This is a genomic window from Brevibacillus sp. AF8, from assembly GCF_021270385.1.
In the GTDB taxonomy this organism is placed as follows: Bacteria; Bacillota; Bacilli; order Brevibacillales; family Brevibacillaceae; genus Brevibacillus.
Window position 1 is genome coordinate 207,578 of record NZ_JAGQDN010000006.1, and the last position, 26,181, is coordinate 233,758.

Below are 26,181 nucleotides of genomic sequence, written 5' to 3' on the forward strand. Positions count from 1 at the left end.
ATGTTTCCTGTGAATCTTCACTTCATGGAAAAGACATAAAGGAAAGAAGGGAAATCCGTGCGTACGTGGATGGAAAAGCTATTTCACTTGCGCGCTTACGACACGACGTTTCAAAGGGAACTCATCGCCGGATTTATTGGCTTTGTCACCATTGTTTACATTGTTGCCGTAAACGCTTCGATTTTAAATGATGCTGGAATACCGATGGAAGCAGGCATTCTGGCGACTGTATTGACGGCATTTATCGGGTCACTTCTTATGGCCTTTTGGGCAAATGCACCTATTATTCTGGTTCCCGGCATGGGGATCAACGCCCTGTTTACGTTCACGTTATGCAAATCGATGGGCCTCACTTGGCAAGAAGCATTGGCAGCTGTTTTTGTTTCGGGTCTGATCTTTAGTGTCATTGCCTTTACAAAGGCCGCGAAAATATTGTCCAGTGCGATACCCGCTTCGCTAAAAGAAGCGATTACCGTAGGGATCGGGCTGTTCTTGACCTTCATCGGTCTGCAAAAAGGCGGGCTAATCGTTATGAATCCGTCTACATTTGTCGCGCTGGGTGACGTGTCCAGCCCGCATGTGATCGTCACGCTGATAACTTTGATTGTTACGTTGATTTTGTTTGTTCGTAATGTACCGGGCAACTTCTTGATCGGTATTGCGGTTGGTACAGGACTTGGCTTTTTGTTCGGGATTATCGAGCCAGGAGGGGGAGGCTCGTTTTCATTCGCGGATTACGGAAGCGTATTTGCGGGTCTTTCCTTTTCAGCCATTTGGGCGTTGCCATTTTGGATCGCGACCTTCTCATTGGCGATGGTCATCGTCTTTGAAAATATCGGCTTGATTCATGGGCATACCTCGATGCTTGGGCAGCCGGAGAAGTTTGGCCGGTCGCTGCAAGCGAATGCATTGTCGGCTGCCATCTCTGGCATTCTGGGAACCAGTCCGACGGTTTCGACGGTAGAGACAGCCGCAGGAATCGCAGCGGGAGGACGGACGGGACTGACCGCACTTGTAACAGGTACCTTGTTCCTGCTCTCGCTCGGTTTGCTTCCTGTCATCAAAATGATTCCAGATGGAGCCATTGCTCCGGTGCTCATCATCATTGGCGCACTGATGCTGCAAAATGTACAGAATATCAATCTGAAGGACTTCTCGGAAGGCTTCCCTGCCTTTTTGATCATCGCGATTATCCCGTTGTCCTACAGCATTGTAGATGGAATTGCGTTTGGATTCGTGGCGTATCCGCTCTTGAAGCTCGCATTGGGCAAACGCCGTGAAGTGCCTGCGCTCATGTATGTCATCGCGGGATTGTTCTTGCTGAATCTCATGCTGCCGATCTTCGCATAAAAGAGAAGGTTTCCCTCGACTTGTGTCGGGGGTTTTTTTGTTCTGTTCTCCCGTGCGATTTGCCTCGTAAAACCATCTTAAAAACAATGAAAAAGTCCCTTTGCCAATGAGAGAGGCAAAGGGATTATTCACGGAGAGATGCGCATTGATTATCGTTTTACCAGCGTAAACGCTTGTTTTACTTGGTCCAGAGACATCATCAGAGGGATGAATTTCTTCCCTTCTTTGCTTGCTGGATCAAATACTGTGTCTTGTGGCAAGCTTGCTACATAAACCGTGTTGGTTGCTTGGTTACGTGCAATTTCGACGCCGACTGGTGGCTCGTCCGGGTTGTTCAGTTTTTTCCAGTCATTCAGGTCAAACGCGGTGATAACTACAACAGGTGTACGATCTTCCGCTTTGTCAGCATTGAAGATGAAGCGGGTTACACTCTTTGCTTCTGGCAAGTATTCGTCTGCATTTGGGCCTGTTTTTTCCTCAACAAGGATGTTGCCATTCCAAGATTTTGGACCTTTAAAAGTAAAGGCTGCGTCTTGGCTTTTGAAAGTATCATGATAGACTTCGAGTGGTTTTACAGCTGGTTCGAAGTTGGCACTCATCAATTCCCATTTGGTTTGGTTCCACTTCCATTTGGATTTGAGGTAGCCGCGAACATCTGCATTGTAATCACCAGTCAGGCGCTCTGTGCCTTCCAGTACGTAGAGGCCATTTTTGTTTAGGTCGATCGGTTTCAGTTCGACGAAGTCCGCTCCGACTACGCCTGCTTTGTTTTTATCGAGACCTGGCAGGCTGAGTTCTTTCGCTTTTCCATCTTTCACGGTGTAGATGTGATTGGTTGTGTAGCCGCCGCTTCCGCCAGTGCTTGCAGTAACCATGATCTCGCCTTTTTTATCGTAAGTGAAATCTTGAACGGACAGCTTCGGCTCGTAGCCGTTGTCCTTCACGTCGATGTTAAAAGATTTCTTCGTTTTGCCATCTGTTACTTTGATGGTGAGGTCCTTCACGTATGGGCTGTTTTTCTCTTTTTTCCCGTACAGAACCACTGTGTCTGCGGTTTTGTCACCCGTTACGTCTGCTGTTTTTTTCGTAATCTCTTGCAAGCCTTTTGTTGTAGCAGTTGTGTTGCTTGCATCTGCTGTGATTGCATACCCTCCAGTGAAAAGTACGGAAGTTAGTACTGTTCCTGTTACGAGTTTGTTCAAGTGTTTCAAGTGTTTCATGTGGTGAATCTCCTCCCCAGTCTTGCTGACTGATCATGATGTAAATGTGTAGTCTGCTGCATCTTGGCTTGTCCTTGCTACACGTTCATTATGTACGATAGGGTGGCTGCATTGGTTACAGACTATCGACATAAATCCTACAAATCGGTAACAGGTAAAAGTTAGGGGGCTAGGAGGTTGCTCGCTTCTTTTAGCAGTGCCTCGCTGCTTTGCTCCAACAGCATGGGATAGAGACGTGTTTTGTCTGGAGCTAACGCGAGGAGCTGATCATATACCGCAGCGGAGGCATAGAGCAAGTCAGAATCGTGGATAATCTGCTGCAAGGAGCGTTCATCAGCGAATCCTGCGGTCATGTGTTGAATCTGTTCGATACCTGCCTCTTGTACCCGTCTCGCCATCCATTCCCCGCCTTTTTTTCCGAGACAAACAAACCCAACTGCACGGCCTGCCTCCAGGCGAGCGATCTCCAGAAGCGTGCTCGTCTGGGCACTTGCTCCAATGATGAGGACTGATTTGTGATAACGAGCAGCTAATTCTTTTACCTCCTCTGCATGATTGACGGTGGTGACGATTTGGTCGGCATCTTGTATAGCAGAGAGAACATCTGAATGGTTTTCAAGATAGGCAGCCTGAATGGGCTGACCAATGATCTCTTCTATTTTCCTACGATAAAAAGGATGGTCATGCTCGTGACATTCTACCAAGAGCCATCGGGCTTCTTTTTTGGACCGGGAAAGAAACAAGTGCCCGTAAGCAATGGAAGCAAGCATAAGCTCATCCAGCGAAAACGGAAGCTGCTGTGCTTCGGTCATGATGGTTTTGGCGTGATCATAAAGCGATTGCTGCCGCATGCGAAAGGCAGTAATCGCAGAATTGTCGGCGACAGAGGTGCCGCGACCCTTTTGCATATGGACGAGACCTTCATCCCGTAGCTGTGTGTATACAGCATTGATGGTGTTACGGTTGACTTGCAGCTGATCCCCTAATTGGGCAGCAGGTGGGAGCATTTCGCTCGGTTGAAGGTGGCCGAGGCCAACGAGAAGCTTCAATTGTTCTTTGATTTGCACATGAATCGGGATTGGAAAGTCTGGATTTAGCCGCACAAGTGATTGAGTCATGGATATTCGCCTCACAGTTTGGTGTTTGTATTTTATTTTACTAAATATCTAGGTAACTAGCTATTATTTGTGTTTTTGTAAGATAGCTTACAGAACAAGGAAGGGTCACTTGCTACGATGGGAGCAGGAGGTGACTGTGATGAGTGATGAATGGAGCATAAAGGGATTTGTAGCCAAAATGAAGGGGAGAAGCAGAACGCCTTTGAAAATATCTGGCTCGGTTGCTTTGATTGGGGGCCTTGGCGGATTAGTGACGATAGGGGTGTTGGGCATGCTGACGGAATTCACCACCGCTGTTTGGTTGATGGCTTCATTTGGAGCAAGCTGTGTGCTTGCTTTCGTGGCTTGGGATTCGCCGTTATCTCAGCCGCGCAATATCGTCGGGGGGCATTTTTTTACCAGCTTGGTTGGCGTGCTGCTTTATCAAATAGGCGGATCGCAGCTGTGGGTCGTAGCAGTTAGTGTCGGTCTTGCGATTGTCGTCATGCATGTCACGAAAACGACCCATCCTCCTGCGGGTGCCAATCCGATCGTCATTGTCATGGACGGCAAGGGATGGGAGTTTTTATTGTCTCCGGTACTTATAGGTGCAGTAGTGGTTGTGCTGATTGCGCTATTCGTCAATAACATGCATAAGAAGCGTGCTTATCCTGTGTTTTGGGTATAGCAATATCACAGTAAACAATGGCCGCCTTTTATTAGGGGGTCATTTTTTCATGGAGAAAGAAGAGGAGAGGGTGATTGACAAATGAGATGAAATACATAAAAGTATAGGTAACTAGGTATGTGGTGTGGAGAGGATGTATCATGAGTGAGCAAATCGTTCTAGCCAAGAAAACGGTGTTTCAGACACCGACGGACACTCGAATGGGCATTTTTTTCATTCAAAAGGGACTTCTGCGTCTCTCTCGGTTAAACGAGGATGGAAAATCCTTTACCGTGGGATTGCTGGGACCCGGAGCTGTTTTTGGCGAGATTGGGGAAATGGTGCTAGGGTCACGTGCTGTGTACATTGAAGCGATGCAAAAAACGACCCTTACTCATTGGAGTGCGACTCGGATGGAAGAAATGCTGCAAGCATGTCCACCACGCTTGAAAGAAATGATGTATCAGTTGTCAAAACGATTGGGCGAACAAGAGGAGCGGATGGAAAAGCTGGCCTTGGAATCGGTCAGGGATCGCGTGTTGCATCTGTTGGTTCAGTTATGTCAGCGGTTCGGAAAAGCAGAGGGGCCGTTTTGGAAATTGACCGTATCTCTCTCCCACCAGGAGATTGCCAACATGGTAGGGGCGACCAGAGAAACTGTTTCATTAGCATTAGCGAGTTTGGTCGATGAGGGAATGGTGTTGGTGTCCCGCATGTCGATTGCGGTACATGCCTCGAGAATGGTTGATAAAAAAAGAGAATGCAAGTAAAATGATTGAATGCTCAAAACGGGCCGCGGTTCGTAAACTCCCGCGTTATCAAAACTAGGAGGAAATCATATGTTTAATTTTTGGATCGGAGTGCTGTTTGCTCTGGTGAACTTCGGGCTGTTCCTGCTCTGCTACCGATTGTTCGGCAGAATGGGACTGTACGCGTGGATCGGGATGGCAACCGTGCTGGCCAACATCCAAGTGGTCAAAACGATCGAAATGTTCGGCTTGGTCATGACGCTCGGCAATACGATTTATGCTTCTATTTATTTGGTAAGCGATCTATTGAACGAGAAGTATGGGGAAAGAGAAGCGAAAAAAGCCGTATGGTTCGGCTTCTTTACCTTAATTGCGGCTACGATCATCATGCAGCTCGTGCTGGTGTTTGAACCACAGGAAACAGATATTGCCCAAGGTTCCTTAGAGACGATTTTTGGCTTGATGCCAAGAGTTGCACTGGGTAGCTTGTGTGCGTATTTTGTCAGCCAGTTTGTCGACGTGAAAATCTATTCGTGGTTGAAGAAAAAATGTCCGGGCCCAAATCAGCTCTGGATTCGCAATAATGGAAGCACGCTCTTTAGTCAGTTGCTTGACTCGGTTACCTTTTGTACGATTGCCTTTTTGGGAGAATTCCCGATGGATGTTTGGTGGCAAATCCTGTTGACCACCTACCTGATCAAGTTTGTCGTATCGGCAGCTTCGACGCCGGCTCTTTATATCGCACGTAGTATGAAAGTGGACGAAAGCTAATTGACAAAAACACGGAAAAACCGCCAAGGACGATGAAACTTGGCGGTTTTTGTTTTTCCATGTTTAGAAGGATTATACAAACTTTACATCAAATTTACATAAGATTCAGGTTATGCGTTTACCATCTTATAGTAATTACTTCCGAATGATGTGAGGAGGAATGATGCAAGAATGTTGAAAAAAAGAGGGATTACTTCCAGATGGCCAAAGCTGGTGTTAATAGCCGCGGTCATGATGGGAACTGTTTTACCGACCGGGTGGATACCACAGGTAAAAGCCGAGCGGGCTGATCATGTGGTGATCAGTGAGGTGTATGGGGGTGGGGGGAATTCAGGTGCCCATTACAAGAATGACTTCATTGAATTGTATAACCCGACAGACACGGCTGTTTCGCTAGTAGGGTGGTCAGTTCAGTATGCTTCTGCTACGGGTGAGAAATGGCAGGCAACTAATTTGACTGGAAGCATTGCCCCCTATGGATTTTATTTGATTCAGCAAGCGGCAGGACAAGGTGGAGGGACAGAACTCCCTTCTCCTGATGATACTGGAAAGACTGATTTGTCAGGTACGAAAGGGAAAGTCGCTCTCGTCAGCCATACAACACCTTTAACTGGAACAGATGTATCCTCACAAGCAGGTGTTGCTGATATGGTTGGATTTGGTGATGCCAATTCATCTGAGGGCAACTCACCAGCACCAGCTCCCTCGAATACGACCAGTGCCCAACGCATTAGCGACGCCAGTGGCATTGTGCCGAACGGAGGAAATGGCTGGGATACCAATAACAACGGCAACGATTTTATTACAGGGGCACCTACCCCGAAAAACACGCAAAGCCCGGTAGAACCGCCGCTACCAACAGATGTGACCGAAAAGCCGAATGCCACAGAACTCATTTTTGATCATACGGATCCTATCCAAGCAACAATTCGCGGCTATGCCGGTCAAGGGCGGACTATTAAGGTTTATGCGAGTCAGCCTACCGGAACAGGTAACGACACTCCTTTGGCACAGCAAGATTCGGATGCTTCCGGACTGATCGGCCTGACTTTTACCAATCCCGATCCAAATGCACAGGGAGTCTATCTCACGGCAACGGAAGGCAGCAAGAAGGAAAGCGCGAGCATTGAGCTGAGGCCAGCGGTAGCAAGCCCAGCTATGATCCAGGATAAAGTCAGCCTGCAAGCATTGAACGGTGTGGGCGAGCTGCGTGGAGAAGCAGGTGCGGCAGCAGGGAATGCGATACTGCGTGCATACGATCCACAAAAACAACCGCTAATGCTTAGTAACAAAGAAACTGGAACGGCACAGGCAAATGGGTCATTTTCCTTTACGATTCCAAACATCGACCAGTTGGATCATATCCTCGTAACGCAGCAAACAGTTGGGGCATATGGCAAGTCGTTTGAGAGCCCGGAAGTTAGCGTCACCAAGTCAGCCGTAGGTTCGACGACGATTGCTGAAGCAAGAAAAACCCCGGTTGGGACGAACGTGATTGTCGTCGGAACGGTGACCGCGATGTTTGAAGCGGGCGGACAAAACAACGTGTACTTCCAAGATGAGACGGCAGGACTCGTACTTCGTGCGCCAGGGCTGACTGGCAAAGTTGAGGTAGGAGACAAGATCCGAGCTACCGGAAAAATGAATGATTATTATGGACTTGCTCAACTCGAAGCACTCACCAATAACGTGGAAATCGTGCAAAAGCAAGCAGGTGTGCCTAAAACGCAAGTTGTGACTTCCACTGATTTTGCAACTGCTACAGGAGAGGCATTGGAAGGCAAACTGGTAACCGTGAAGGTGGTTACTGTCAAATCAGTATCAAGCGGCAACTATACGCTGGAGGATCAGCACGGCACGTTTGTGTCTCGACCGGATGCCTCTCTTCTGCTACCAGTGAACAAGAGCTATGCAGCTATTACAGGCGTGGTGAACTACGACCGCAATGTATACAAGCTGGTGCCGCGCACTGTTGCCGATCTCGTCGAGGACGAGAATAAAGTCCCGATGGTCACAGCGAGCCCAGCTGGTCCTATGGTGACAAAAGGAACAAATGTCACGCTCACAACGACGATGGCTGACGCTACGATCTTCTATACGGTAGATGGTTCAACGCCCGGCAGAGGAAGCATCAAGTATACGGGACCGATCCAGATTGATACGGATACGACACTTTCAGCCATAGCCGTCAAGGATGGTTACACAGACAGCAATATAGCGATCTTCCGCTATGTGGTTCAAAAAGAAAACATTCGTATCCATGACATTCAAGGAACCTCGCACCGCTCACCGATGACGGATGGAACGGTGACCAATATTCCAGGAATCGTCACGGCCATCGTCAAAAGCGGCAGCAATGTACAAGGCTTTTATATGCAAGACCCGCAACCGGACGCAGATCCATTTACCTCTGAAGGCATTTACGTTTACGAGCCAAAAGCAGCGGTCGCCCCTGGCGATGAAGTAACCGTTAGTGGTACCGTCAAGGAATATGTACCATCGAACAGGGCGGGTACAGACCTCACTCAAACGCAAATTGATGCAACCTCGTACGCCGTTGTAAATCCAGCAAAGGGACTCCCAGACCCACTCATCTTGGGCAAAGACAACTACGAATATCCGAAAGGAATTATCGACAACGACAGTCTCGGCAAATTCGATCCAGACCAAGACGGCATCGACTTCTGGGAAAGCCTCGAAGGCATGCTGGTACAAATCGAAAATCCAATCGTGGTTGGCGAAACCAAGACGTTTACCAATCCACGCGCAACGGAATTTGTCGTCATCGATGATCGAGCCCATCCGAATCAGCCACGTACGCCAGCCGGCGGAGTGGTGCTGGAAGCCAATGATTTTCACCCTGAGCGCATCACGGTATCGGACAAACTCGAATCGATTACTGGAGAAGTAAAAGTCGGCGACAAATTTGACGGCCCGCTGGTAGGTATCATTGATTACAGCTTTGCGAACTACAAGCTGTTCCATACACGAGCGTTTACGGTACAGCCAAGCCATTATGAGCAGCCAGTGACAAGTATTTCCCCAAAAGAAGACAAGCTGACAATCGCTTCGTACAACATCGAGAATTTCTCGGCAAAAACCGATTCTGCCAAAATCAATCGCATCGCCGAGACGATTGTAGACAACATGAAAGCGCCGGATATTGTCGGAGTGGTGGAAATGCAGGACGATAATGGCCCGACGGACAATGGGCAAACAGATGCTACGCAGTCTGCGGACGCATTGATCAAAGCAATAGCAAACAAAAACGGACCGACTTACCGATACATCGATATTGCGCCACAGAACAATCAGGATGGTGGACAGCCAGGAGGAAACATCCGTGTCGGCTTCTTCTACAACCCAGAACGGGTTCAGCTGGCAGCAGGAACGCCAGGTGGTGCGACTGATGCGGTGCAAATCGAGACACGAGATGGTATAGCGCATTTGTCACACAATCCAGGACGGGTAGATCCGACCAACGCGGCGTTTGCTTCGAGCCGTAAGCCACTGGCAGCGGAATTCATTTTCCAGGGCGATCCAGTCATTGTCATCGCCAACCATTTCAACTCCAAGGGTGGAGATCAAGCGCTGTTTGGAAAAGATCAGCCGCCACAGCTGGTGAGTGAAGTACAGCGGATGAAAATTGCCCGTGTGTTAAATAACTTCGTAAAAGAAATCCATGCAGCGGAAGCGAAAGCAAATGTTGTGGTGCTGGGCGATCTCAACGATTTCCCGTTTTCGAATCCGGTGCAGGAATTGGCAGATGGCGTTTTGACCAATATGGTCGAGAAACTGCCGAAGGGTGAGCAGTATACGTACGTGTACCAAGGGAACTCCCAAGTCTTGGATCAAATTTTGGTCAGCAACCACTTGAAGGATGACACAAAGGTTGACATCGTTCACATCAACGCTGGCTTGACCGAGAGCGAGGGACGTGTGAGTGATCATAATCCCGTCCTTGTCCAACTGGACTTGAAGGATCGTGGTACGCCGGAAAAAACAGCACAAGAAGTCGCGGAAAGCATTACGCAGCTCACACAGCCCGCAGCGGGTGAGACCCGTTTGAAGCTGCCAGAAGTACCTACAGGCTTTACTATCGCGATCAAGTCGTCTAGTGATCCAGCAGTCATTGCGCTGGATGGAAAAATTACGCTGCCATATCGCCAGACGAATGTAGACCTAGTTTTGGAGGTCACGCGAGCATCCGATCAATCGACAGCAGAAACGAAAGTATTGACCGTACAGGTTCCGGCCAAGCCGGATTCACCACCGCCAGTTACGCCGCCGGACAGAACACCCACACCGGACGCGCAGCGTGAGTTGAACAAGCAAGCAGCTCAAGTGATCTCCTCAAGTAACGGGGAGAAAGCCATTTTGGGTCAGGTGGATCAAGTGCTCAGCCATTTGGAAAAACTTCTGGATGCCAAGCAATGGACGCCGACGGAGAAATGGGAGACAGTCACGGATACGATCACGATTGTACTCGAGGCAGTAACCGAGCAGGCTGAGCGAGGAATTATCAGTGAAGAGACACTCCAAGATGTGACGAAGAGCTTTTTGGACAAAGCATTTGACCCGCTCACTGAAGATGGCATCGAGGATGAAGAGATTGCCCGCCTGGCACTTGCCTCTTTGACGAGTTTGGCGAAAACAGCGCTGGAGCCGCTCGATGAAAAGGATATTTCCAAAGAGGTAGCCAAGCATGTCCGAACATTGGCAGGAGAGCTCTTGAAAAAGCTTGGCACTGTCGTCATAGAAGATGGGGATGAAATCAAGGCAGATGACGAACAAGTAGATGAGCTTCTGGACGTACTCGGGGAATTCATGAAGGCAATCGAGTCCGTGAAAGAAAAGATCGGCTTTGCTCCTGTGCTGTTCGTTCAGGTGAAAGAAGGCGATGACGATGCGAGCGACACGCGTTCTCGCAAGGGAGAATCCGCTGATCCAACGGTGACCCTGGAACAACAGCTCGTTGAACAATTAAAGGAAAAAGAGGTAGGCATTCGCGTAACCTTGGACAGCGAAGCATGGGTTGAGGTGCCTGGCACATATTTTGCCGCTCAGCGTGCAAGAGAATTTGCTCTCACTCTGACACAAGCAAACGGGAACGGGTGGAAAGGTGTGCCGAACCCTGGCGAAGCGTATCAATTGCAAGTGTGGAGCAACGGTAAAAAAGTGACAAATCTCGGCAAAACAGGCTTTACACTTGGTCTGCCAGTCGCCGAGGACGCAAGCGAAAAGCTCCAGGCGTATTCGTACCGTAGCAATATGTGGAGAGCAGCTACTGGACTCAAGGGTAAAGCGATCCAGGTGACGAAGGAAGATGATTTGGGTAGCTTTACAGTAACAACGGCGGCAACTTATGTCGTCGGAGAGAGTGCCCTGAAAAGGATCGAGATCGAGCCGAAATCTCTCAAGCTAGCCCAAGGAGAGGAAGCACAACTCAAGGTGAAGGCGATCCTCGGTAATGATGCAGAAGAGGACGTTACCGAAGCAGCGGGTATCGAGTTCACATCAAGCAAGCCCGAACAGGTAGAGGTGGATGAGTCTGGACGTATTCTTGTCTTGGATGATGCCAAACCAGGGACAAGAGTGACCATCACGATCAGCTACAATGGCAAGACAGCGAAGGTAACTGTCACGGTTAAGAGCAATTGACGAAAAGAAAACGGGTTGGGAGAAAGCTTCCCAGCCCGTTTTTTTGTTGTGCAAATGGATTAGATACGTGCCATCCCCATCGCTTTTTCAACTTTGTATAGCATCTCATTCGCGACCTTATTCGCTTTTTCTGCCCCGGCAGTCAGGATATCATCCAGCTCTGAGGAGTGGAACAGCTGCTCAAAGCGTTCTTGAATCGGACGGAGTGTTTCTACGACAACTTCTGCCAGCTCGGTTTTGAATGCGCCATAGCCTTTGCCCTCGTACATCGCTTCAATCTCGTCCAGCGTTTTTCCGGAGCAGAGGGAGTAGATGGTCATGAGGTTAGAGACAGCAGGCTTTTCTGCTTTGTCATAACGTACAACGCTGTCGGAATCCGTCTGTGCGCGCTTGATTTTTTTCGTGATGGTGTCTGCATCATCCAGCATGGAAATGAAGGCGCCTTGGTTTGGATCGGATTTGCTCATTTTCTTGGTGCCTTCAGCAAGGGACATGATGCGTGCGCCAGTCTCTGGCAGGCGAACTTCCGGAATGGTGAAAATGTCACCATAACGGTTGTTAAAACGAGCAGCTAAATCACGTGTCAGCTCCAGATGCTGCTTCTGATCCTCGCCCACTGGGACAAAATCAGTGCCGTACAGCAAAATATCAGCAGCCATCAATGGAGGATAAGCTAGCAGACCGCCTGGAATAGATTCGCCGCGTCCATCGGATTTGTCCTTGAATTGGGTCATGCGCTCCAATTCACCCAAGTAAGAGGTACACAGCATGATCCAGCCGAGCTTGGCATGGGCCGGTACTTCCGATTGGACGAATAGCGTCATTTTGTTCGGATCGAGGCCAACGGACAAATAGAGAGCCGCGAGACGACGAATGTTTTCGCGCAGAACAGCAGGCTCCTGTGGAACGGTGATCGCATGCTGGTCGACGATGCAGTAAAAGCAGTTGAACTGATCTTGAAGCGGAACGAAGTGCTTCATTGCGCCCAAGTAGTTGCCGAGTGTCATAATGCCGCTCGGCTGAATGCCGGAAAAGATGGTTTTCATGGGAAAGTTGCTCCTTTCAATCGTGAAATATGAATTCAAAAAGTCGACTTTTCAGCACCGAGAAAATGGCGAGAAGCTGAAGAAGGAGGAGCGGAATGTAGGGGACCTACATGAGCACCGGACTTCGAAGGTGAACGCCATTTTCGATGCCGCATAAGCTTTCAGAACTACTTCGTGATCAAAAGTCGATTTTTTGAATGTCCACTTAAATACAAAAAGGTTCATCCGCCCTGGACAGGGACGAATGAACCGTGGTGCCACCCTTGTTATTTCGCGCAAGGAATCATCCATACGCAAAATCTCTTTAATCCGTACCGCTTCTGTGTAAGACAGCTTGATACGGTGTCCATTGTAACGTACGGACGTAACGCCAAGGCCTACTGCCGCCATAAGGGCGGGTTCGGTTTGGAGCTCGGAAGCCCATTCATCATTTCCTTAACACTGATTCGCACCAACCATCAGCTCTCTGAAGTCTCGCAAAATGACTACTCTTCTTCCTCATTGCCATCAAATGATACCCTTTGAGCAAACATTTTACATAGAGCGGAAGGAAAAAGCAAGTGGGTCTTGACAAGGAAATCCAAAAGTTGTAAAAATAACTCAAGAGTTATATAACTGATGAGTTACTTTTGGTAGGTGAGAAAATGACCAATGACAAATTGTCAAAAGGAGAGCTGAGTCGTAGTCGGTTGCTTGCGGCCGCAGCTTCTGAGTTCGCGGCAAAAGGCTTTCATCGTACACGGGTGAGCGACATTGTGAAAGCAGCAGGTCTGACTCAGGCGTCTTTTTACCAGTATTTCGACAGCAAGGAAGGCTTGTATCAGCAGTTGACGGACACATTCGTCACCAAGCTGTGGGAATTGGCGAATAGCGGTCAAAAGGTAACGGCTTTGACGAAGGCAGATGTCTTCCATCAGGTACGGGAAAACTTGCTCGCCTTGTTCCGATTTTTTCAGGATCAGCCCGACTTGACCCGGATTGTGCTGTATCAGGCAGAAGAGGGCGAAGAGCTGCATCGTAAGCTGGCTTCGATTGTTGCTGTCAACTTGCGACAAAATCAGACTGCTGGGCATGTTCGTGTCGAGTTGTCTGTGGAGATAGCGGCTGAAGCAATGATCGCAGTTATAGACCGGATGACGGCGCGGTATTTGCTGACAGGGGAGAAAACAGCGGAGCAGCTTGCAGATGACGCGGTATCTTTTTTGGCATATGGAATTTTGCAGGCAAACGAATAGGGAGTGGGTGCTTGTATGCTGGAGCTGTCCCATCTGATTTGGCTATTTTTAGTCGTTTTCATGTTTCATGATTTCGAGGAGATCGTGATGGTAGAAGGTTGGGTGCGAGCCAAGAAAGACATGATTAGACGGACTGTGCCAGAACGGCTTATGAAGATGCTGGAGCCGTCTCTTTCAATGAATACGGCGCAATTTGCTGTCGCAGTCTCCTTTATTTTCGCGGTTTTATCGGCAGCGGTCATCCTGACTGTCACGACGCTTTCGGCTGGAACGTACCTTCCGTTTTTCCTTGTTTGTCTGCACGTGATGTTTCTCCATGTGTTCATGCATGTTGGTCATACCGTTGTCCTTCGCACGTACACACCTGGTGTGGTGACGGCTGTGGCATTCGTTTTGCCGTATAGTTTATATACGTATGATCGATTGCTTGAGGCGGGGCTTGTGACGTGGCCGTTGCTATGGAGCACATTGCCGTTCAGCTTGCTGATCATACCTGTTTTGTACGTGGCACACCGGCTTGGGGAGGCAGCAGGTAAAATGATCCCCCGATGAGAAAAAGAAAGGGAGTATGTTATCCTAGTAGGAGAAGATTGGTGTGAAAGAGGGAATTTTGTTGAAGCTGCGACTAGGCGTAATAGGCGCGGATGATTCACTTGCCATCATCGAATCAGTCATGCGAGAGTTTCCCGAAATTGAATACTTGCCGATTGTCTATTGGAAAGAAGAAGAAATCCTCGATCTGATCATGCCGCATGTGGATGAGGTGGATATGTGGCTTTTCTCCGGACAAGTCCCTTATGCCATGGTGAGCGAGTCAGGCAAGGTTCAAGTCCCGATGGCGTATGTGCCTCATCTCGGTGCGAGCTTGTACAGAACCTTGCTTCATCTGTCCCATCAATTGGGAATCCGGGTGGAGGAAGTGAGCTTTGATACATTTTCACCAGAAGAACTGGAGCATTTTATGGATGAAGCGGGCATCGCTGGCGGCTACAAATGGCTCAAGCATTACGAGGGAGCGATCTCAGCCGATGAACTGGCGGATTACCACGAACAGCTTTGGAGGGCAGGCAAGACAAAGGTGGCTGTCACCTGCTTGCGGACAGCAGATGTAGAGCTGGCACGCAGAGGTGTCCCTGTACATCGGGTCGTGCCGACACGTGCAGGCGTGATTTCGGTCATTCACATGCTTTTGCGGACACACGAAATGCTTCACTTCAAAGATACCCAAATCGCTGTGCAGATGATGGAGATCGATCCATTTCGCGAGCTTGCCGGTGGCAACTTTTCCACAGATGAATGGCAAAATGCCGAGATCAAGACGATGGAAAAGCTGTTGCGCTACGCAAAGCATTTGCAAGGCTCACTAAAGACAGCAGGTCCCGGACGCTACGTTATTTTTACAACGCGGGGCAACCTGCAAGAAGTGACCCGTGACTATGCGACCATGCCGGATTTGGAAGAGCTGTTTGGCATTCGCGCTGATCTGGTGACGTGCGGAATCGGGATCGGCAAGACCGCTTATGAAGCAGAAATCCACGGTGGCGCGGCTTTGCTGCACGCCAAAGAGCGCGGGGCAGGCAACTGGATGGTCTTCTTTGATGACAAAAGCATCGCAGGGCCGCTTGGTCGTGATGAACAGATCACCTATCGGTACGACTCAGAAAAGCTGCAAGAGCTCAGTCAGCTTACCTCTCTAAGTGTCATGACGCTCGCCAAGCTTTACTCCATACTCAAAAAGCGAGGCTCTCAGGAAATTCATGCGACAGAATTAGCCTCATATCTGCAAATTCTGCCACGAAGCGCCAGACGAATCCTGATTGAACTGGAGTCAAAGGGACTAGCGCAGGTAATCAGAGAAGAAAACCCGCACCCGCGGGGCAGACCGCGAAAGGTGTATCGAATCGTATGGCAATCGCAATTGTAATAAATTTACCAATTAATCATTTCTTTCGGGAAATGATTTTTTTGTCGTTAAAAAATTGTTCTCAAATTCACATTTATGACAAATAATAAGAGATGTAAACAACTATGAAATTACATAAAAAACAATAATTACCAAGGAGGAGTTAACAAGTATGAAGAAATCGGTTTTTGCAGTAACACTCAGCTTCGCATTAGGTACCACTACATTCCTGCCGTTGGCTACGCAGGCCGCATCCGAAAGCATCGTCTATAGCGCTGAGTGGGATACCCCCGAATTTATCGGAGAAGAGTTCGAAGCAGAAGAGCTGGATGGCGAAGAAAAAGTTTGGGGATTCCTGGAACAGTACCAAGATTCCTTCCGCATTGATGGAGATGTGAAAGATCACTTTAAAGTGCTAGATGAAGTGACAGACAAAGAGACAGACATGACTCACTATCGCGTACAAGAAATGTACGAGGGCATCCCGGTCTATGGTTATCAGCAGACGATTCACGTAAACGAGGATGGAAATGTAACGGCATTCCTCGGGAACTACGCGCCTGACTTGTCAGACAATGATAAGCTGACGAAAAAACCAAAACTCAAGGCAGATAAAGCGGTTAAAGAGGCTATCAAGGATTTGGAGGATGAGATTGACAAAGAAGTGAAGAAGTTCGAAGTGAAGCCAGAAGGGAACCTCTACATCTACATCCACGAAGATGAATCGTATTTGGCTTACGAAGTGGAGCTGAATTTCCTCGATCCACAGCCAGGCCGTTGGAAGTATTTCATCGATGCAAACACTGGTGACGTGATTAACAAATACAATATGCTCCATGAGATTACAGGGACGGGTACAGGGGTACTAGGTGATTCCAAATCGTTCGAAGTAACGAAAGTAAGCAATACCAACTATACAACGAAAGATACGACTCGCGGCAAGGGAATTGAGACGTACACTGCACGGAACAGATACACTCTCCCAGGCACTCTTGGCTCTGATACCGATAACAAGTGGACAGATGGAGCACTTGTTGACGCGCATGCCTATGCACAGGCAACCTACGATTACTATAAAAACGCACATAACCGCAACAGCTATGACAACAACGGTGCGAAATTGATCTCCACTGTCCATTACGGTAGCAACTATAACAACGCATTCTGGAACGGCGTACAAATGGTATACGGTGATGGAGATGGAAGCGTATTCCGTCCACTGTCTGCTGGCTTGGATGTCGTCGCACATGAATTAACACATGCTGTTACAGAAAAAACAGCCGATCTGATCTATCAAAATGAGTCCGGTGCGTTAAATGAATCCATCTCTGATATCTTCGGGGCAATGATTGACAACGACGATTGGCTCATGGGTGAAGATGTATACACGCCAGGAACTCCAGGAGATGCTCTGCGCTCTCTCGAAGATCCAACCATTGCTGGTGATCCTGACCACTACAGCGATCGATATACAGGTCCAAATGACAACGGAGGCGTACACACGAACAGCGGTATCAACAACAAAGCGGCATACCTCCTCGCAGAGGGTGGCTCACACCACGGTGTAACGGTTACAGGCATTGGTCGCAATGACACAGCAAAAATCTACTACTACGCTCTAACAAACTACCTCAATCCAAACTCTAATTTCTCCGCTATGCGACAAGCAGCTATTCAATCCGCAACAGTTCTTTTCGGTGCTAATTCCCAACAAGTAGAATCTGTAAAAGATGCGTATGATGCAGTTGGCGTGCAATAATCACTAAAGTATTTTGCGACACGAAATATTTGTCATACTATTAAAAATTGTCTTGCTCCTATTGTGGGGCAAGACAATTTTTTGTATGTTGGTGGTAATTTACCTTGTGTGTATATGGAGTAGAAAGGAGTATCTCATGGATCATCTAAAAAACATAGTGAGACACCATTATGATATAGACGCTGTTGATGTGACCCCTCAACAAGGTGGATGGTCGGCGCTTGCTTATAAAGTCATTAGCCACCAGCACTCCTATTTCTTGAAGGTCTATGAAAAAAGCAGAGCATCTACGCCCAAGTGGACAGCGCTGATCGATAAGTATGTTCCCATTATCCAATGGCTATCACGTCAGACCAGACTGCAAGGCAAAATTCCAGTTCCGCTGCTGACTAGAAACGCAGCATTTAAACATGAAGACGACATGGGCATCTATCAACTGTTTTTATATATTGAGGGGAAAACCATTGGGAGCCAAGTGTTAAACTCGATGCAAGTTCGCCAGTTGGCAGAAATCATAGCAGAGTTGCATTTGTACACAGAAGAAATCCCGGTCAGTACGGCTGCCATCAAGGAAGACTTCCGCATCCCATTTGCCGAGCAGTTTAGAGAAATGCTGAACGAAGATATCTATCGTCTGCCTGATGATGTGGATGAAATCGTCAGACCTTTTGTAAACGTACTGGCTGACCGCATGAATAAGTTGGAGATGATTGCAGAGGAATTGCGAGGCAGTGAGGTAAAAATGAAGCTTTGCCATACGGATATTCACAACTGGAACCTGATGCAATCTGATCACCAGCTCATTCTCATAGACTGGGAAGGATTGAAGCTGGCTCCAGTAGAAGCCGATCTGATGTTTTTGGTAGATGAGCCTTTTTTTGAGGAGTTTATGACTACCTATCGGAAGACACATCCAAATTATGTGATCAATCGACAAGCGCTGGAATTCTATCAAATCCGGCGTAGGCTGGAAGATATAGGTGAACTGCTAGAGCAGCTTCTGTTTGATGAGCAGGAAGAACAAGATCGAGTGGAGACGATCGGACATTTGAAAGGGGAATTGAGGAAGATTGATAGCAGGGAGGCTTAACATGATAGACGTTACTTACTTGGAAAGGTTATTCCTAAATAGAAGGGAAGATCTACATCTCAGATTGGGTGATATTGGTGATTTGCTCGAGTATGGAAACCCTAATCGAAATGACGTTATCACATTTACAAAGTATGTCCTGGAACTTGCGATTGCAGAGGAAAACTTTGAAGTAAAGGAAAGTTTGTTTTATCTACTCATGAATGCAGTAACCTTTCAAGGAGTCGCAAGAAATGTAGAATGGGAGCCATTAGCAGATGTTCTGCCAACACTGGAAGACGCTATCCTTATTTATGCATTAACCATCCTGGGTTTTTCAAAAAACCGAAAATTTATAAAAGTAATTGAGCCGTACTTATATTCTCCGAACGATTCTATTAGGGAAACTGCGGCGGAAGCATTGGAGGAAATCAATTATTACGTAGAAGGATCTCCGTAAGGAAATCGAACAGCTATTGAGACAGTCTAGGACTTTATTTCAGGGGGCCATGGCTGCCTCCTTTTCAAAATAGACAGACTATTATACAATTAAGGACATAACCGTTAATCAACCGTTATTGGCTTTACATAGAAGGGGGAGTGGCGCGTCATGATCAATTCGGATCGATTGTGGGATCGATTGGGACAGCTTGGCAACGTCGGGAAGCAAGAGGCGGGCGGCATCACGCGGTTGTCTTTTACGCCTGAGGAAAGGGCGGCAAAAGATCTCGTCACAGGCTTTATGAAAGAAGCAGGTCTCACCGTTCGCGAAGATGAGGTTGGGAACTTGATTGGGCGAAAAGAAGGGAAAAATCCGGCCGCTCCTGTCGTTTTAGTTGGCTCGCATATCGACTCCGTACCAAATGGCGGCGATTATGACGGCCCACTTGGCGTGCTGGCTGGCGTAGAAGTTTTACAGACGATGCAAGAACAGGGAATCGAAACAGAGCATCCGATCGAAGTCATCGCGTTCACAGATGAAGAAGGAACCCGTTTTGGTTACGGGATGATCGGCAGTCGCGGTATCGCGGGTCTGATCAAGCGTGACGAGCTGGAACAAGCAGACAAGAATGGGGTCACGATTGCCGAAGCAATGCGACAAACAGGGCTTGATCCAGACCGCACCAGTCTCGCCGCGAGAACGCCTGGAAGTGTAAAAGCGTATGTGGAACTACATATCGAGCAAGGTAAAGTACTGGAAAGCCGCGGCCTATCTGTCGGGATCGTGACAGGAGTGGCGGGCCCGCTCTGGTTGAATTTCGTGCTGGAGGGAGAAGCCGGTCATGCCGGGGCAACGCCGATGAATTTGCGCCGTGATCCGATGGCAGCAGCCGCTCAAGTGATGCTGGTCATCGAGGAAGAAGCCGGACGGACAGGAACCAGTGTAGGGACGGTTGGACGCCTGCAAGCATTCCCAGGCGGGGTGAATGTCATTCCTGGACGAGTCGAGTTTTCGCTTGATTTGCGCGACGTGGACGAAGCGATCCGCGATGAAGTGGAACAGCGTATTTACGAACGGGCAAAAGTGATCTGTGCTGAGCGCAATGTTACGTTGAGAGTGGAACTGCTGCAACGCATAGCTCCTGCTGTATGCTCGGACGATATCCAGCATGCTGTAGCCGAAGCATGTAAAGCAGAAGGCTTGGAAGCATTTAGACTCCCGAGTGGAGCAGGGCATGATTGCATGCAGCTAGTTGAGCTGTGCCCGGTTGGCATGATTTTCGCCAGGTCCAAGGATGGCATTAGCCACAACCCGGCAGAGTTCACGACAAAAGAGGATTGTGCGAACGGAGCACAAGTACTGTACCGCACCGTTTTATCCTTAGCAAAATAGGCATATGAGATAGTAAGTGGGGGAGCCACGAAAATCAGGAGGAGAGCGGCATGACAGCAATAGCAGTGGTAACACTTAATAAGGCGGTCGAAGAAATCAAGGATCAGGTAATTGCGTGGAGACGCTATTTGCACGAGAACCCTGAATTATCCTTCCATGAAGAAAAAACAGCACAGTTTGTATACGAGACATTGCTTTCTTTTGGCAATCTGGAAGTGTCCAGACCGACGAAAAACAGTGTGATGGCCAGATTGATCGGTTCCCAGCCTGGAAAAGTGCTTGCCATGCGCGCTGACATGGATGCATTGCCGATTACGGAAGAGAATACGTTTGAATTCGTCTCGAAAAATCCTGGTGTCATGCATGCGTGCGGACACGACGGACATACTTCCATGCTGCTCGGAACGGCAAAGCTGCTGTCCGGGATGAAGGATCAGATCAAGGGAGAGGTTCGTTTCTTCTTTCAGCACGCGGAGGAAGTATACCCGGGCGGAGCGGAGGAAATGGTACAGGCAGGCGTCATGGACGGCGTAGACATGGTGATTGGTACGCATCTGTGGTCGACGATGGAGTTTGGGACAGTGGGTATCTGCCCAGGTCCAATGATGGCAGCTCCCGATACGTTCTGGATCACGGTACTTGGAAAAGGCGGACATGCGGCGCTCCCGCATGAAACGATCGACAGCATCGCGATTGCGGCACAAGTGGTGACCAACCTCCAACACATCGTATCCCGCAATGCCGATCCGCTCGATAATCTGGTTCTCTCTGTCACACAATTTGTGGGGGGAACGACACACAACGTCATTCCGGGTGCGGTAGAGATTTGCGGGACAGTCCGCAGCTTTGACAAAAATCTGCGCGAGTCTGTTCCGGAACTCATGGAACGCGTGATCAAAGGCATTACAGAAGCGCATGGCGCTGGTTATAAGTTCAAGTACGAATTTGGCTATCGTCCGGTTATCAACGATGCCGAAGTGACGAAATTGATGGAAGAGGTCGTGGAAGAATCACTGGGAGCAGAATGGGTAGAGCATATGCGCCCAACCATGGGGGGCGAGGATTTCTCGGCCTTCCAGCAAAAAGCGCCAGGCTGCTTCTTCTACGTCGCCGCCGGAAACAAAGAAAAAGGCATCACATATCCGCACCACCATCCACGTTTTACAATCGACGAGGATGCGCTCGAAGTCGGCGTAAAAATGTTCGTCAACGCGGCCAGAAAAATCGTGATGGAATAGAAACAGGGTAGCGATCATTCTCCAGTCATAATCCAAAAGTAAGGCAGCTTGTCAATGTGGCAAGCTGCTTTTTTACGTTTACCTTCCAATAGAGCCCACAATCCGGGACTCAGGTAGTGGTACGCAAAGCGTGTGTTTTGTTGTGTTTGTGGTTGATGTGTTGTGTATTTAATTTTTAATTCATTGTTTTTTCTTTTGATTTTAATAAACCCTCAACACTGCAGCTATAAAATGAATGCAAACAGACCTGGATTCTTTCTAAGTGATAGGGATCGGGGCAGAAAAAGGGAGGCTTGATAATTACGTAAGCAAGTGATGAAGCAAATCAAGCCGATGAAAAGAAAATGAATTGAGATCAGAGGAGGAGAGGTATCATGAAAAAAATCCTGAACCAAAAAGGACTTGCTGCCCTTTTAACAGTTACAACTCTCGTTACCGGTGGAGTCATCGCACCAGCTCCATTTCTGAATTCGTCTGTTTATGCGACGGCAGAGGCGGCGAAAGAACTCCCATCTGAAAAGCAACTCTATCGTTTCCTGTTTGAGAATAGCATAGAGGATAGCTCAGAATCTCACTATCCAGTGCAAGTGTTCGGAACACCAACGTTCGTGGAAGGACGTGTAGGATTGGGGAAATCCATTCACTTCCAGTCAACCTCAAAAGACAATGCAACCTGGATAGATCTGGGTGAAAATGACGAAATGAAGTTTGGGGAAACACAAGATTTCACCATTGCCTTCTGGGTAAAATCTCCTGGCGTTGACGCTGATCCTGGCATTATCTCCAATAAAAACTGGTCAAGCGGTGGTAACGTGGGGTGGTTCATCGGACTGCAAGGTTCTACGTTAAAGTGGAATTGGCGCACATCCGACAGCTCCCGTCTCGATGCAACGATTCCAAACATTGCGGATAATGCATGGCACTATGTCGTCGTTTCTCATGATCGGGGTGAACTGGCAACGATCTACGTCGACGGTAAAGTAGCAAAAACAATCGACATCAGCCAATCCAAGGGAACAATCGACACTAGCTTCACTACCAAGATTGGAGTAGATGGCGCTGGAAACCATTTTGGAAACCGCTATGACGTACAGTTGGACCAATTGCAGATTCTGAGTCGTACCGTTACAGATGAAGAAGTAGCTGATAGTTACGCAAGTGCTCCGAAAATTCCAGTGAAGAGCATTTCATTGGATCAGAAGGAGCTCGAATTGAAAGCTGGAGCAACGATGCCTGTTACAGTTGTAATTTCCCCGAAAGAAGCATCCGTTCAGGATGTCAGATGGAGTTCCAACAACAAAGAAGTCGCGAAGGTCGAAATGGTCAATGGACGCCCAACTGTTGTAGCAGGTAAACCGGGCAAAGCAAAACTCACAGTGAAAACTGTCGATGGAGGCAAAACGGCGAAAGCGGAAGTAATCGTTACGAATTCGATTGACGTATCGGGAGACGGCCTCCTAACCGAGGAAGATTTGAACGTCATTATGAACAACCAAAAGAGCCGCTTCGGTGACCGGCGTTGGGAAAAAGCGCAACACGCGGATATTAACAATGACAAGAAAGTGGACAAAGCCGATGTGGAGATGATGAAAGAAAAGCTGGCTCCTTATAAGAACGATTTCCTTTACAGACGTGTCGTGGTTATCGGCATCGATGGTGCAGGGGATGCAGTCAAAGATCCGGAAGCAAAAGCGACGAATATCTTGAAACTGATCGAAGAAGGTGCTGGAACATTTGAAGCCAAAGCAGAGCTGCCCACGATCAGTGCGCAAAACTGGGGATCTATCCTGCATGGCGTCACTCCTGACAAGCATCAATTGACAAACGATAGCGTAGCGGCTACTCCTTATCCGGAGAAAAACGAGTATCCTTCCTATATGAAGCTGTTGAAACAAGAGCGTCCTAAGCTCCAGCAAGCTTCCTTCGCTACATGGAGCCCGATCAATATCGGTATCATTGAAGATTCAGCAGGTTCTTACAAGCAAAACAGCGGGTCGGATGAAGCGACTGCGAAAAAAGTAGTCGATTATATCAAAAAAGAGGGTGAAAATACTCGTAACATTTTCGTTCATCTGGATGAAGTCGACGGGGCTGGTCACAATCAAGGCTATTTCACACCGGCATTTTATAAAAAGCTCCAAAAAGCAGATGAGTATGTAGGTAATATCCTCGAGGCACTGGAAGAGGAAGGACTGATGGAGGATAGCCTGATTATCATTACGACTGACCACGGTGGGAAAGGGACAGGGCATGGGGGTTCTTCACCGGGAGAACAGACGATTTTCTGGGCGGCAAAAGGTGGCTCCATCACGCCTGGTACAGAGCTCTCAGAGGTAGTAAACACAGACACTGCCGCCGTAGTAGCCCATGCGCTTCGGTTGGAATTGCCTGAAAATTGGGATGCTAAAATTCCAGAAGGGTTGTTTCAAGACAACAAGTAAAAAGACCCTGGCTGTTTTTAACCGACTCGAAAATTTTAAAAACTAAAAAGTTATTCCTTATTCCACCATGGTGTAATAGGGGATAACTTTTTTCTTTCCAGCTAGTGACAACGAAACTAGTACAGACGAATCAGCTTTTGCCAAAAGGAAGTTTTTCTACTTGCGTCCTTGATCTTTGCCAACTCGATTTTGGCATCCATAATGTCATTCATTGCCTTGGTCAAGCGGCGATCTCGTTCCTTCAGGTTGTTGGTAATATAGGTTTCCTGCTTTTCGACACGGGCTAACAGCGCCAAGTAGGCAGCGTCTTGTTGCTGGACATGGGAAGCCAAGGCATGCAGCTTTTCATCCAGTTCTTCAATAACGGCAGTATGGTTCAAAGCTGGATGTGAGGAAACAGGGGCAGCGAATGCAACCGCAACGGCTGTTTCCTTTCGGGCAGGTTCAGGTGAGCTTTGCGTAGCAACCATTCGGGCAGCTTCATCTTGCGGAATGAGTTGATCCTTTGTTAAGGTATAAAACCGCTGAAGACACGTAATATCAACCTGCCTGTACTCCCGACGATTCTGACTATCTCGCAAAAACCAGTAGCCGTGCTGTTCCAAGAGCACGCTCCACTTGCGCAGGGTGCTGGCCCCAATACCTAACAGTCCCGCAACTTCTCTGCCACTGTATGTTCTCTCCCGTGCCAATAACTCGATAACCTCTCCCATGGAAATCCCTCCTCTGACGTAAGTCCGCTCATCTCTTGCTATACCGTTTCTGTACGTGAAAATGGTTTTCCTTTTGGAATCGTGCGACAAAATCTCACAGTGTTCGTGAACGGAGGACGGTTTTGGCGTCATTATGCCACCAGACGACAAAGTTGGTAAGAGAGTGTAGGGCAAAATAAGGACAAATGACGGACGGGTACAAGTACATTTTCTCTTTCACTCCGCATTTGCTCAATAGGGCTATGCCAAATGTACATAGGATGCATGAGAAGGAGGGATTGACCATGTCATTTAAAGACCAAGTAAAAAAATTCGAAGGCAGAAATGTTAAGGTTGCTACTGTAGACGGTACTTTTTTCGGCCGTCTGGTACAAGTAAAATCGACCACTATTATTTTGGAAGAACGCAATGGTAATCGCCGCACCATTATTCGTGATTCAAAAATTGTTGCTGTTACAGAGCATGACGGCGATGATTGCTAAGTTCTGATTGTAGAAAATTAGAGTTTGTTTCTCAGGCTGTCGAGTGATCGACGGCCTTTCCTATTCTTTACACCCTGCAGCATGGTAACATAAAAGGGACTGAAAAAACGTTGCGAATAGAGGGGGTACCACTATGTTGGATATTCGGTTTCACGGACATTCTTCCGTGCAAGTAACAAGTGAAGGGCATTCGATTATGATTGATCCATTTATTTCAGGAAGCCCAGTGGCAGCAACCAAGCTGGAAGACATCTCGGTTCAGTACATCCTTCTGACACATGGACACCAAGATCATATTCTGGATGCGGTAGAATTGGCCAAGAAAAACGATGCGACAATCGTTGCAACCCATGAGCTTGCTACCTATTTGAGCTGGCAGGGAGTCAAGACCATCTCGATGAATCTGGGAGGCTCTGTCAAACTGCCATTTGGAAAAGTGAAAATGACACAGGCGTTCCACAGCTCCGGTGTTGTGTTGGATGATGAAAAACAAATCGTGTACATGGGAATGCCAGGGGGCTTTGTGATCGAGCTGGGTGGAAAAACGATCTATCACGCAGGGGATACAGGGCTGTTCGGTGACATGAAGCTGATCGGAGAGCGTCATAACATCGATTTGGCGTTCCTGCCGATTGGCGATGTGTTCACAATGGGACCTGAGGATGCAATCGTGGCTGCTGAGTGGGTACAAGCAGATTTCGTTGTGCCCATTCATTACGATACATTCCCGCCGATTAAACAGGATGGGGAAGCATTCGTGGCTGAGCTGGCCGAAAAAGACATCAGAGGCAAGGCATTGAAGCCAGGAGAGACGTTGCGTCTGCCATAACACGATCTCGATACATATTACCGCTAATCTACGGAGGATGGATTAGCGGTTTTTTTCTATGTATGTGGCTGCGGTGGGGAGAAGAATATTTCCAGACTAGGCTCCAGGCTCCGTCCC

General features: G+C 48.1%; 20 protein-coding genes and 1 other annotated feature. Of the genes, 16 read left to right on the plus strand and 4 right to left on the minus strand.

Annotation, left to right across the window (positions count from 1 at the left end; genetic code table 11):
• Positions 1 to 69: 69 nt before the first annotated feature.
• Entirely contained in the window at positions 70 to 1,350 is a 1,281-nt protein-coding gene (locus tag KB186_RS11550) for an NCS2 family permease (RefSeq protein ID WP_255688669.1), read from the plus strand.
• Between the two features lie 149 nt (positions 1,351 to 1,499).
• Here the strand turns inward: KB186_RS11550 and KB186_RS11555 are convergent, their stop codons facing one another.
• Together KB186_RS11555 and KB186_RS11560 are read right to left on the minus strand one after the other, a co-directional pair.
• Positions 1,500 to 2,570 carry a hypothetical protein gene (locus KB186_RS11555; protein WP_173608928.1) on the minus strand — a complete coding sequence of 357 codons (1,071 nt, stop codon included), beginning with the start codon at positions 2,568 to 2,570 and terminating at the stop codon, positions 1,500 to 1,502.
• A gap of 161 nt (positions 2,571 to 2,731) precedes the next feature.
• Positions 2,732 to 3,688 carry a GntR family transcriptional regulator gene (locus tag KB186_RS11560; protein ID WP_232773641.1) on the minus strand — a complete coding sequence of 319 codons (957 nt, stop codon included), beginning with the start codon at positions 3,686 to 3,688 and terminating at the stop codon, positions 2,732 to 2,734.
• 139 nt (positions 3,689 to 3,827) lie between these two features.
• Here KB186_RS11560 and KB186_RS11565 point away from each other — a divergent pair, with 139 nt between their 5' ends.
• From KB186_RS11565 to KB186_RS11580, 4 genes are all read left to right on the plus strand, one after another.
• Complete coding sequence (locus tag KB186_RS11565; protein WP_221867530.1) at positions 3,828 to 4,355, plus strand: HPP family protein; 528 nt, start codon at positions 3,828 to 3,830, stop codon at positions 4,353 to 4,355.
• Positions 4,356 to 4,495: 140 nt separating this feature from the next.
• The gene (locus tag KB186_RS11570) at positions 4,496 to 5,104 is read left to right on the plus strand and encodes a Crp/Fnr family transcriptional regulator (protein ID WP_221867531.1); all 609 of its coding nucleotides are present in this window, start codon (positions 4,496 to 4,498) and stop codon (positions 5,102 to 5,104) included.
• Between the two features lie 69 nt (positions 5,105 to 5,173).
• Positions 5,174 to 5,854: a queuosine precursor transporter gene (locus KB186_RS11575; RefSeq protein ID WP_221867532.1), complete on the plus strand. Its 681-nt coding sequence runs from the start codon at positions 5,174 to 5,176 to the stop codon at positions 5,852 to 5,854.
• A gap of 171 nt (positions 5,855 to 6,025) precedes the next feature.
• The gene (locus KB186_RS11580) at positions 6,026 to 11,515 is read left to right on the plus strand and encodes a chitobiase/beta-hexosaminidase C-terminal domain-containing protein (protein WP_232773642.1); all 5,490 of its coding nucleotides are present in this window, start codon (positions 6,026 to 6,028) and stop codon (positions 11,513 to 11,515) included.
• Positions 11,516 to 11,574: 59 nt separating this feature from the next.
• Here the strand turns inward: KB186_RS11580 and trpS are convergent, their stop codons facing one another.
• Positions 11,575 to 12,561 carry a tryptophan--tRNA ligase gene (trpS, locus tag KB186_RS11585; RefSeq protein ID WP_047070564.1) on the minus strand — a complete coding sequence of 329 codons (987 nt, stop codon included), beginning with the start codon at positions 12,559 to 12,561 and terminating at the stop codon, positions 11,575 to 11,577.
• Positions 12,562 to 12,794: 233 nt separating this feature from the next.
• Positions 12,795 to 13,072, minus strand: a binding site (T-box leader).
• Between the two features lie 133 nt (positions 13,073 to 13,205).
• Between trpS and KB186_RS11590 the strand changes: the two genes are divergently transcribed.
• The 9 genes from KB186_RS11590 (at position 13,206) to KB186_RS11630 (ending at position 24,040) form a co-directional block, all read left to right on the plus strand.
• Positions 13,206 to 13,796: a TetR/AcrR family transcriptional regulator gene (locus tag KB186_RS11590; protein WP_173608922.1), complete on the plus strand. Its 591-nt coding sequence runs from the start codon at positions 13,206 to 13,208 to the stop codon at positions 13,794 to 13,796.
• Between the two features lie 15 nt (positions 13,797 to 13,811).
• Positions 13,812 to 14,348: an HXXEE domain-containing protein gene (locus KB186_RS11595; protein WP_173608921.1), complete on the plus strand. Its 537-nt coding sequence runs from the start codon at positions 13,812 to 13,814 to the stop codon at positions 14,346 to 14,348.
• A 43-nt stretch (positions 14,349 to 14,391) separates the two neighbouring features.
• Positions 14,392 to 15,720 carry a helix-turn-helix domain-containing protein gene (locus tag KB186_RS11600; protein ID WP_229087974.1) on the plus strand — a complete coding sequence of 443 codons (1,329 nt, stop codon included), beginning with the start codon at positions 14,392 to 14,394 and terminating at the stop codon, positions 15,718 to 15,720.
• A 151-nt stretch (positions 15,721 to 15,871) separates the two neighbouring features.
• Positions 15,872 to 17,458 (plus strand): M4 family metallopeptidase, encoded by a 1,587-nt coding sequence (locus KB186_RS11605; protein ID WP_232773643.1) that lies wholly within the window; start codon positions 15,872 to 15,874, stop codon positions 17,456 to 17,458.
• Positions 17,459 to 17,594: 136 nt separating this feature from the next.
• Positions 17,595 to 18,548, plus strand: coding sequence for an aminoglycoside phosphotransferase family protein (locus tag KB186_RS11610; protein ID WP_173608919.1), 954 nt, complete (start codon positions 17,595 to 17,597; stop codon positions 18,546 to 18,548).
• Between the two features lies 1 nt (position 18,549).
• Positions 18,550 to 18,987 carry a hypothetical protein gene (locus KB186_RS11615; RefSeq protein ID WP_173608918.1) on the plus strand — a complete coding sequence of 146 codons (438 nt, stop codon included), beginning with the start codon at positions 18,550 to 18,552 and terminating at the stop codon, positions 18,985 to 18,987.
• Between the two features lie 150 nt (positions 18,988 to 19,137).
• The gene (locus tag KB186_RS11620; protein WP_173608917.1) at positions 19,138 to 20,361 is read left to right on the plus strand and encodes a Zn-dependent hydrolase; all 1,224 of its coding nucleotides are present in this window, start codon (positions 19,138 to 19,140) and stop codon (positions 20,359 to 20,361) included.
• Positions 20,362 to 20,411: 50 nt separating this feature from the next.
• Positions 20,412 to 21,599 (plus strand): M20 family metallopeptidase, encoded by a 1,188-nt coding sequence (locus KB186_RS11625; RefSeq protein WP_232773644.1) that lies wholly within the window; start codon positions 20,412 to 20,414, stop codon positions 21,597 to 21,599.
• A 374-nt stretch (positions 21,600 to 21,973) separates the two neighbouring features.
• Positions 21,974 to 24,040 carry an alkaline phosphatase family protein gene (locus KB186_RS11630; RefSeq protein ID WP_232773645.1) on the plus strand — a complete coding sequence of 689 codons (2,067 nt, stop codon included), beginning with the start codon at positions 21,974 to 21,976 and terminating at the stop codon, positions 24,038 to 24,040.
• A 116-nt stretch (positions 24,041 to 24,156) separates the two neighbouring features.
• On the opposite strand, the gene KB186_RS11635 is transcribed toward KB186_RS11630, so the two are convergent.
• The gene (locus tag KB186_RS11635; RefSeq protein WP_173608914.1) at positions 24,157 to 24,753 is read right to left on the minus strand and encodes a MerR family transcriptional regulator; all 597 of its coding nucleotides are present in this window, start codon (positions 24,751 to 24,753) and stop codon (positions 24,157 to 24,159) included.
• 284 nt (positions 24,754 to 25,037) lie between these two features.
• Between KB186_RS11635 and KB186_RS11640 the strand changes: the two genes are divergently transcribed.
• Both KB186_RS11640 and KB186_RS11645 read left to right on the plus strand, forming a co-directional pair.
• Entirely contained in the window at positions 25,038 to 25,235 is a 198-nt protein-coding gene (locus KB186_RS11640; RefSeq protein ID WP_173608913.1) for a hypothetical protein, read from the plus strand.
• A gap of 133 nt (positions 25,236 to 25,368) precedes the next feature.
• Positions 25,369 to 26,064, plus strand: coding sequence for a metal-dependent hydrolase (locus KB186_RS11645; RefSeq protein WP_232773646.1), 696 nt, complete (start codon positions 25,369 to 25,371; stop codon positions 26,062 to 26,064).
• Positions 26,065 to 26,181: the final 117 nt, after the last annotated feature.

Bases quoted from the DNA above. Each gene is read 5' to 3' on its own strand.
- KB186_RS11565 (WP_221867530.1), top strand. From the start codon at position 3,828: ATGAGTGATGAATGGAGCATAAAGGGATTTGTAGCCAAAATGAAGGGG.
- KB186_RS11605 (WP_232773643.1), top strand. From the start codon at position 15,872: ATGAAGAAATCGGTTTTTGCAGTAACACTCAGCTTCGCATTAGGTACC.
- KB186_RS11620 (WP_173608917.1), top strand. From the start codon at position 19,138: ATGATCAATTCGGATCGATTGTGGGATCGATTGGGACAGCTTGGCAAC.
- KB186_RS11645 (WP_232773646.1), top strand. From the start codon at position 25,369: ATGTTGGATATTCGGTTTCACGGACATTCTTCCGTGCAAGTAACAAGT.
- KB186_RS11580 (WP_232773642.1), top strand. From the start codon at position 6,026: ATGTTGAAAAAAAGAGGGATTACTTCCAGATGGCCAAAGCTGGTGTTA.
- KB186_RS11615 (WP_173608918.1), top strand. From the start codon at position 18,550: ATGATAGACGTTACTTACTTGGAAAGGTTATTCCTAAATAGAAGGGAA.
- KB186_RS11610 (WP_173608919.1), top strand. From the start codon at position 17,595: ATGGATCATCTAAAAAACATAGTGAGACACCATTATGATATAGACGCT.
- KB186_RS11560 (WP_232773641.1), bottom strand. From the start codon at position 3,688: ATGACTCAATCACTTGTGCGGCTAAATCCAGACTTTCCAATCCCGATT.
- KB186_RS11570 (WP_221867531.1), top strand. From the start codon at position 4,496: ATGAGTGAGCAAATCGTTCTAGCCAAGAAAACGGTGTTTCAGACACCG.
- KB186_RS11625 (WP_232773644.1), top strand. From the start codon at position 20,412: ATGACAGCAATAGCAGTGGTAACACTTAATAAGGCGGTCGAAGAAATC.
- trpS (WP_047070564.1), bottom strand. From the start codon at position 12,561: ATGAAAACCATCTTTTCCGGCATTCAGCCGAGCGGCATTATGACACTC.
- KB186_RS11635 (WP_173608914.1), bottom strand. From the start codon at position 24,753: ATGGGAGAGGTTATCGAGTTATTGGCACGGGAGAGAACATACAGTGGC.
- KB186_RS11630 (WP_232773645.1), top strand. From the start codon at position 21,974: ATGAAAAAAATCCTGAACCAAAAAGGACTTGCTGCCCTTTTAACAGTT.
- KB186_RS11590 (WP_173608922.1), top strand. From the start codon at position 13,206: ATGACCAATGACAAATTGTCAAAAGGAGAGCTGAGTCGTAGTCGGTTG.
- KB186_RS11640 (WP_173608913.1), top strand. From the start codon at position 25,038: ATGTCATTTAAAGACCAAGTAAAAAAATTCGAAGGCAGAAATGTTAAG.
- KB186_RS11595 (WP_173608921.1), top strand. From the start codon at position 13,812: ATGCTGGAGCTGTCCCATCTGATTTGGCTATTTTTAGTCGTTTTCATG.
- KB186_RS11550 (WP_255688669.1), top strand. From the start codon at position 70: ATGGAAAAGCTATTTCACTTGCGCGCTTACGACACGACGTTTCAAAGG.
- KB186_RS11575 (WP_221867532.1), top strand. From the start codon at position 5,174: ATGTTTAATTTTTGGATCGGAGTGCTGTTTGCTCTGGTGAACTTCGGG.
- KB186_RS11555 (WP_173608928.1), bottom strand. From the start codon at position 2,570: ATGAAACACTTGAAACACTTGAACAAACTCGTAACAGGAACAGTACTA.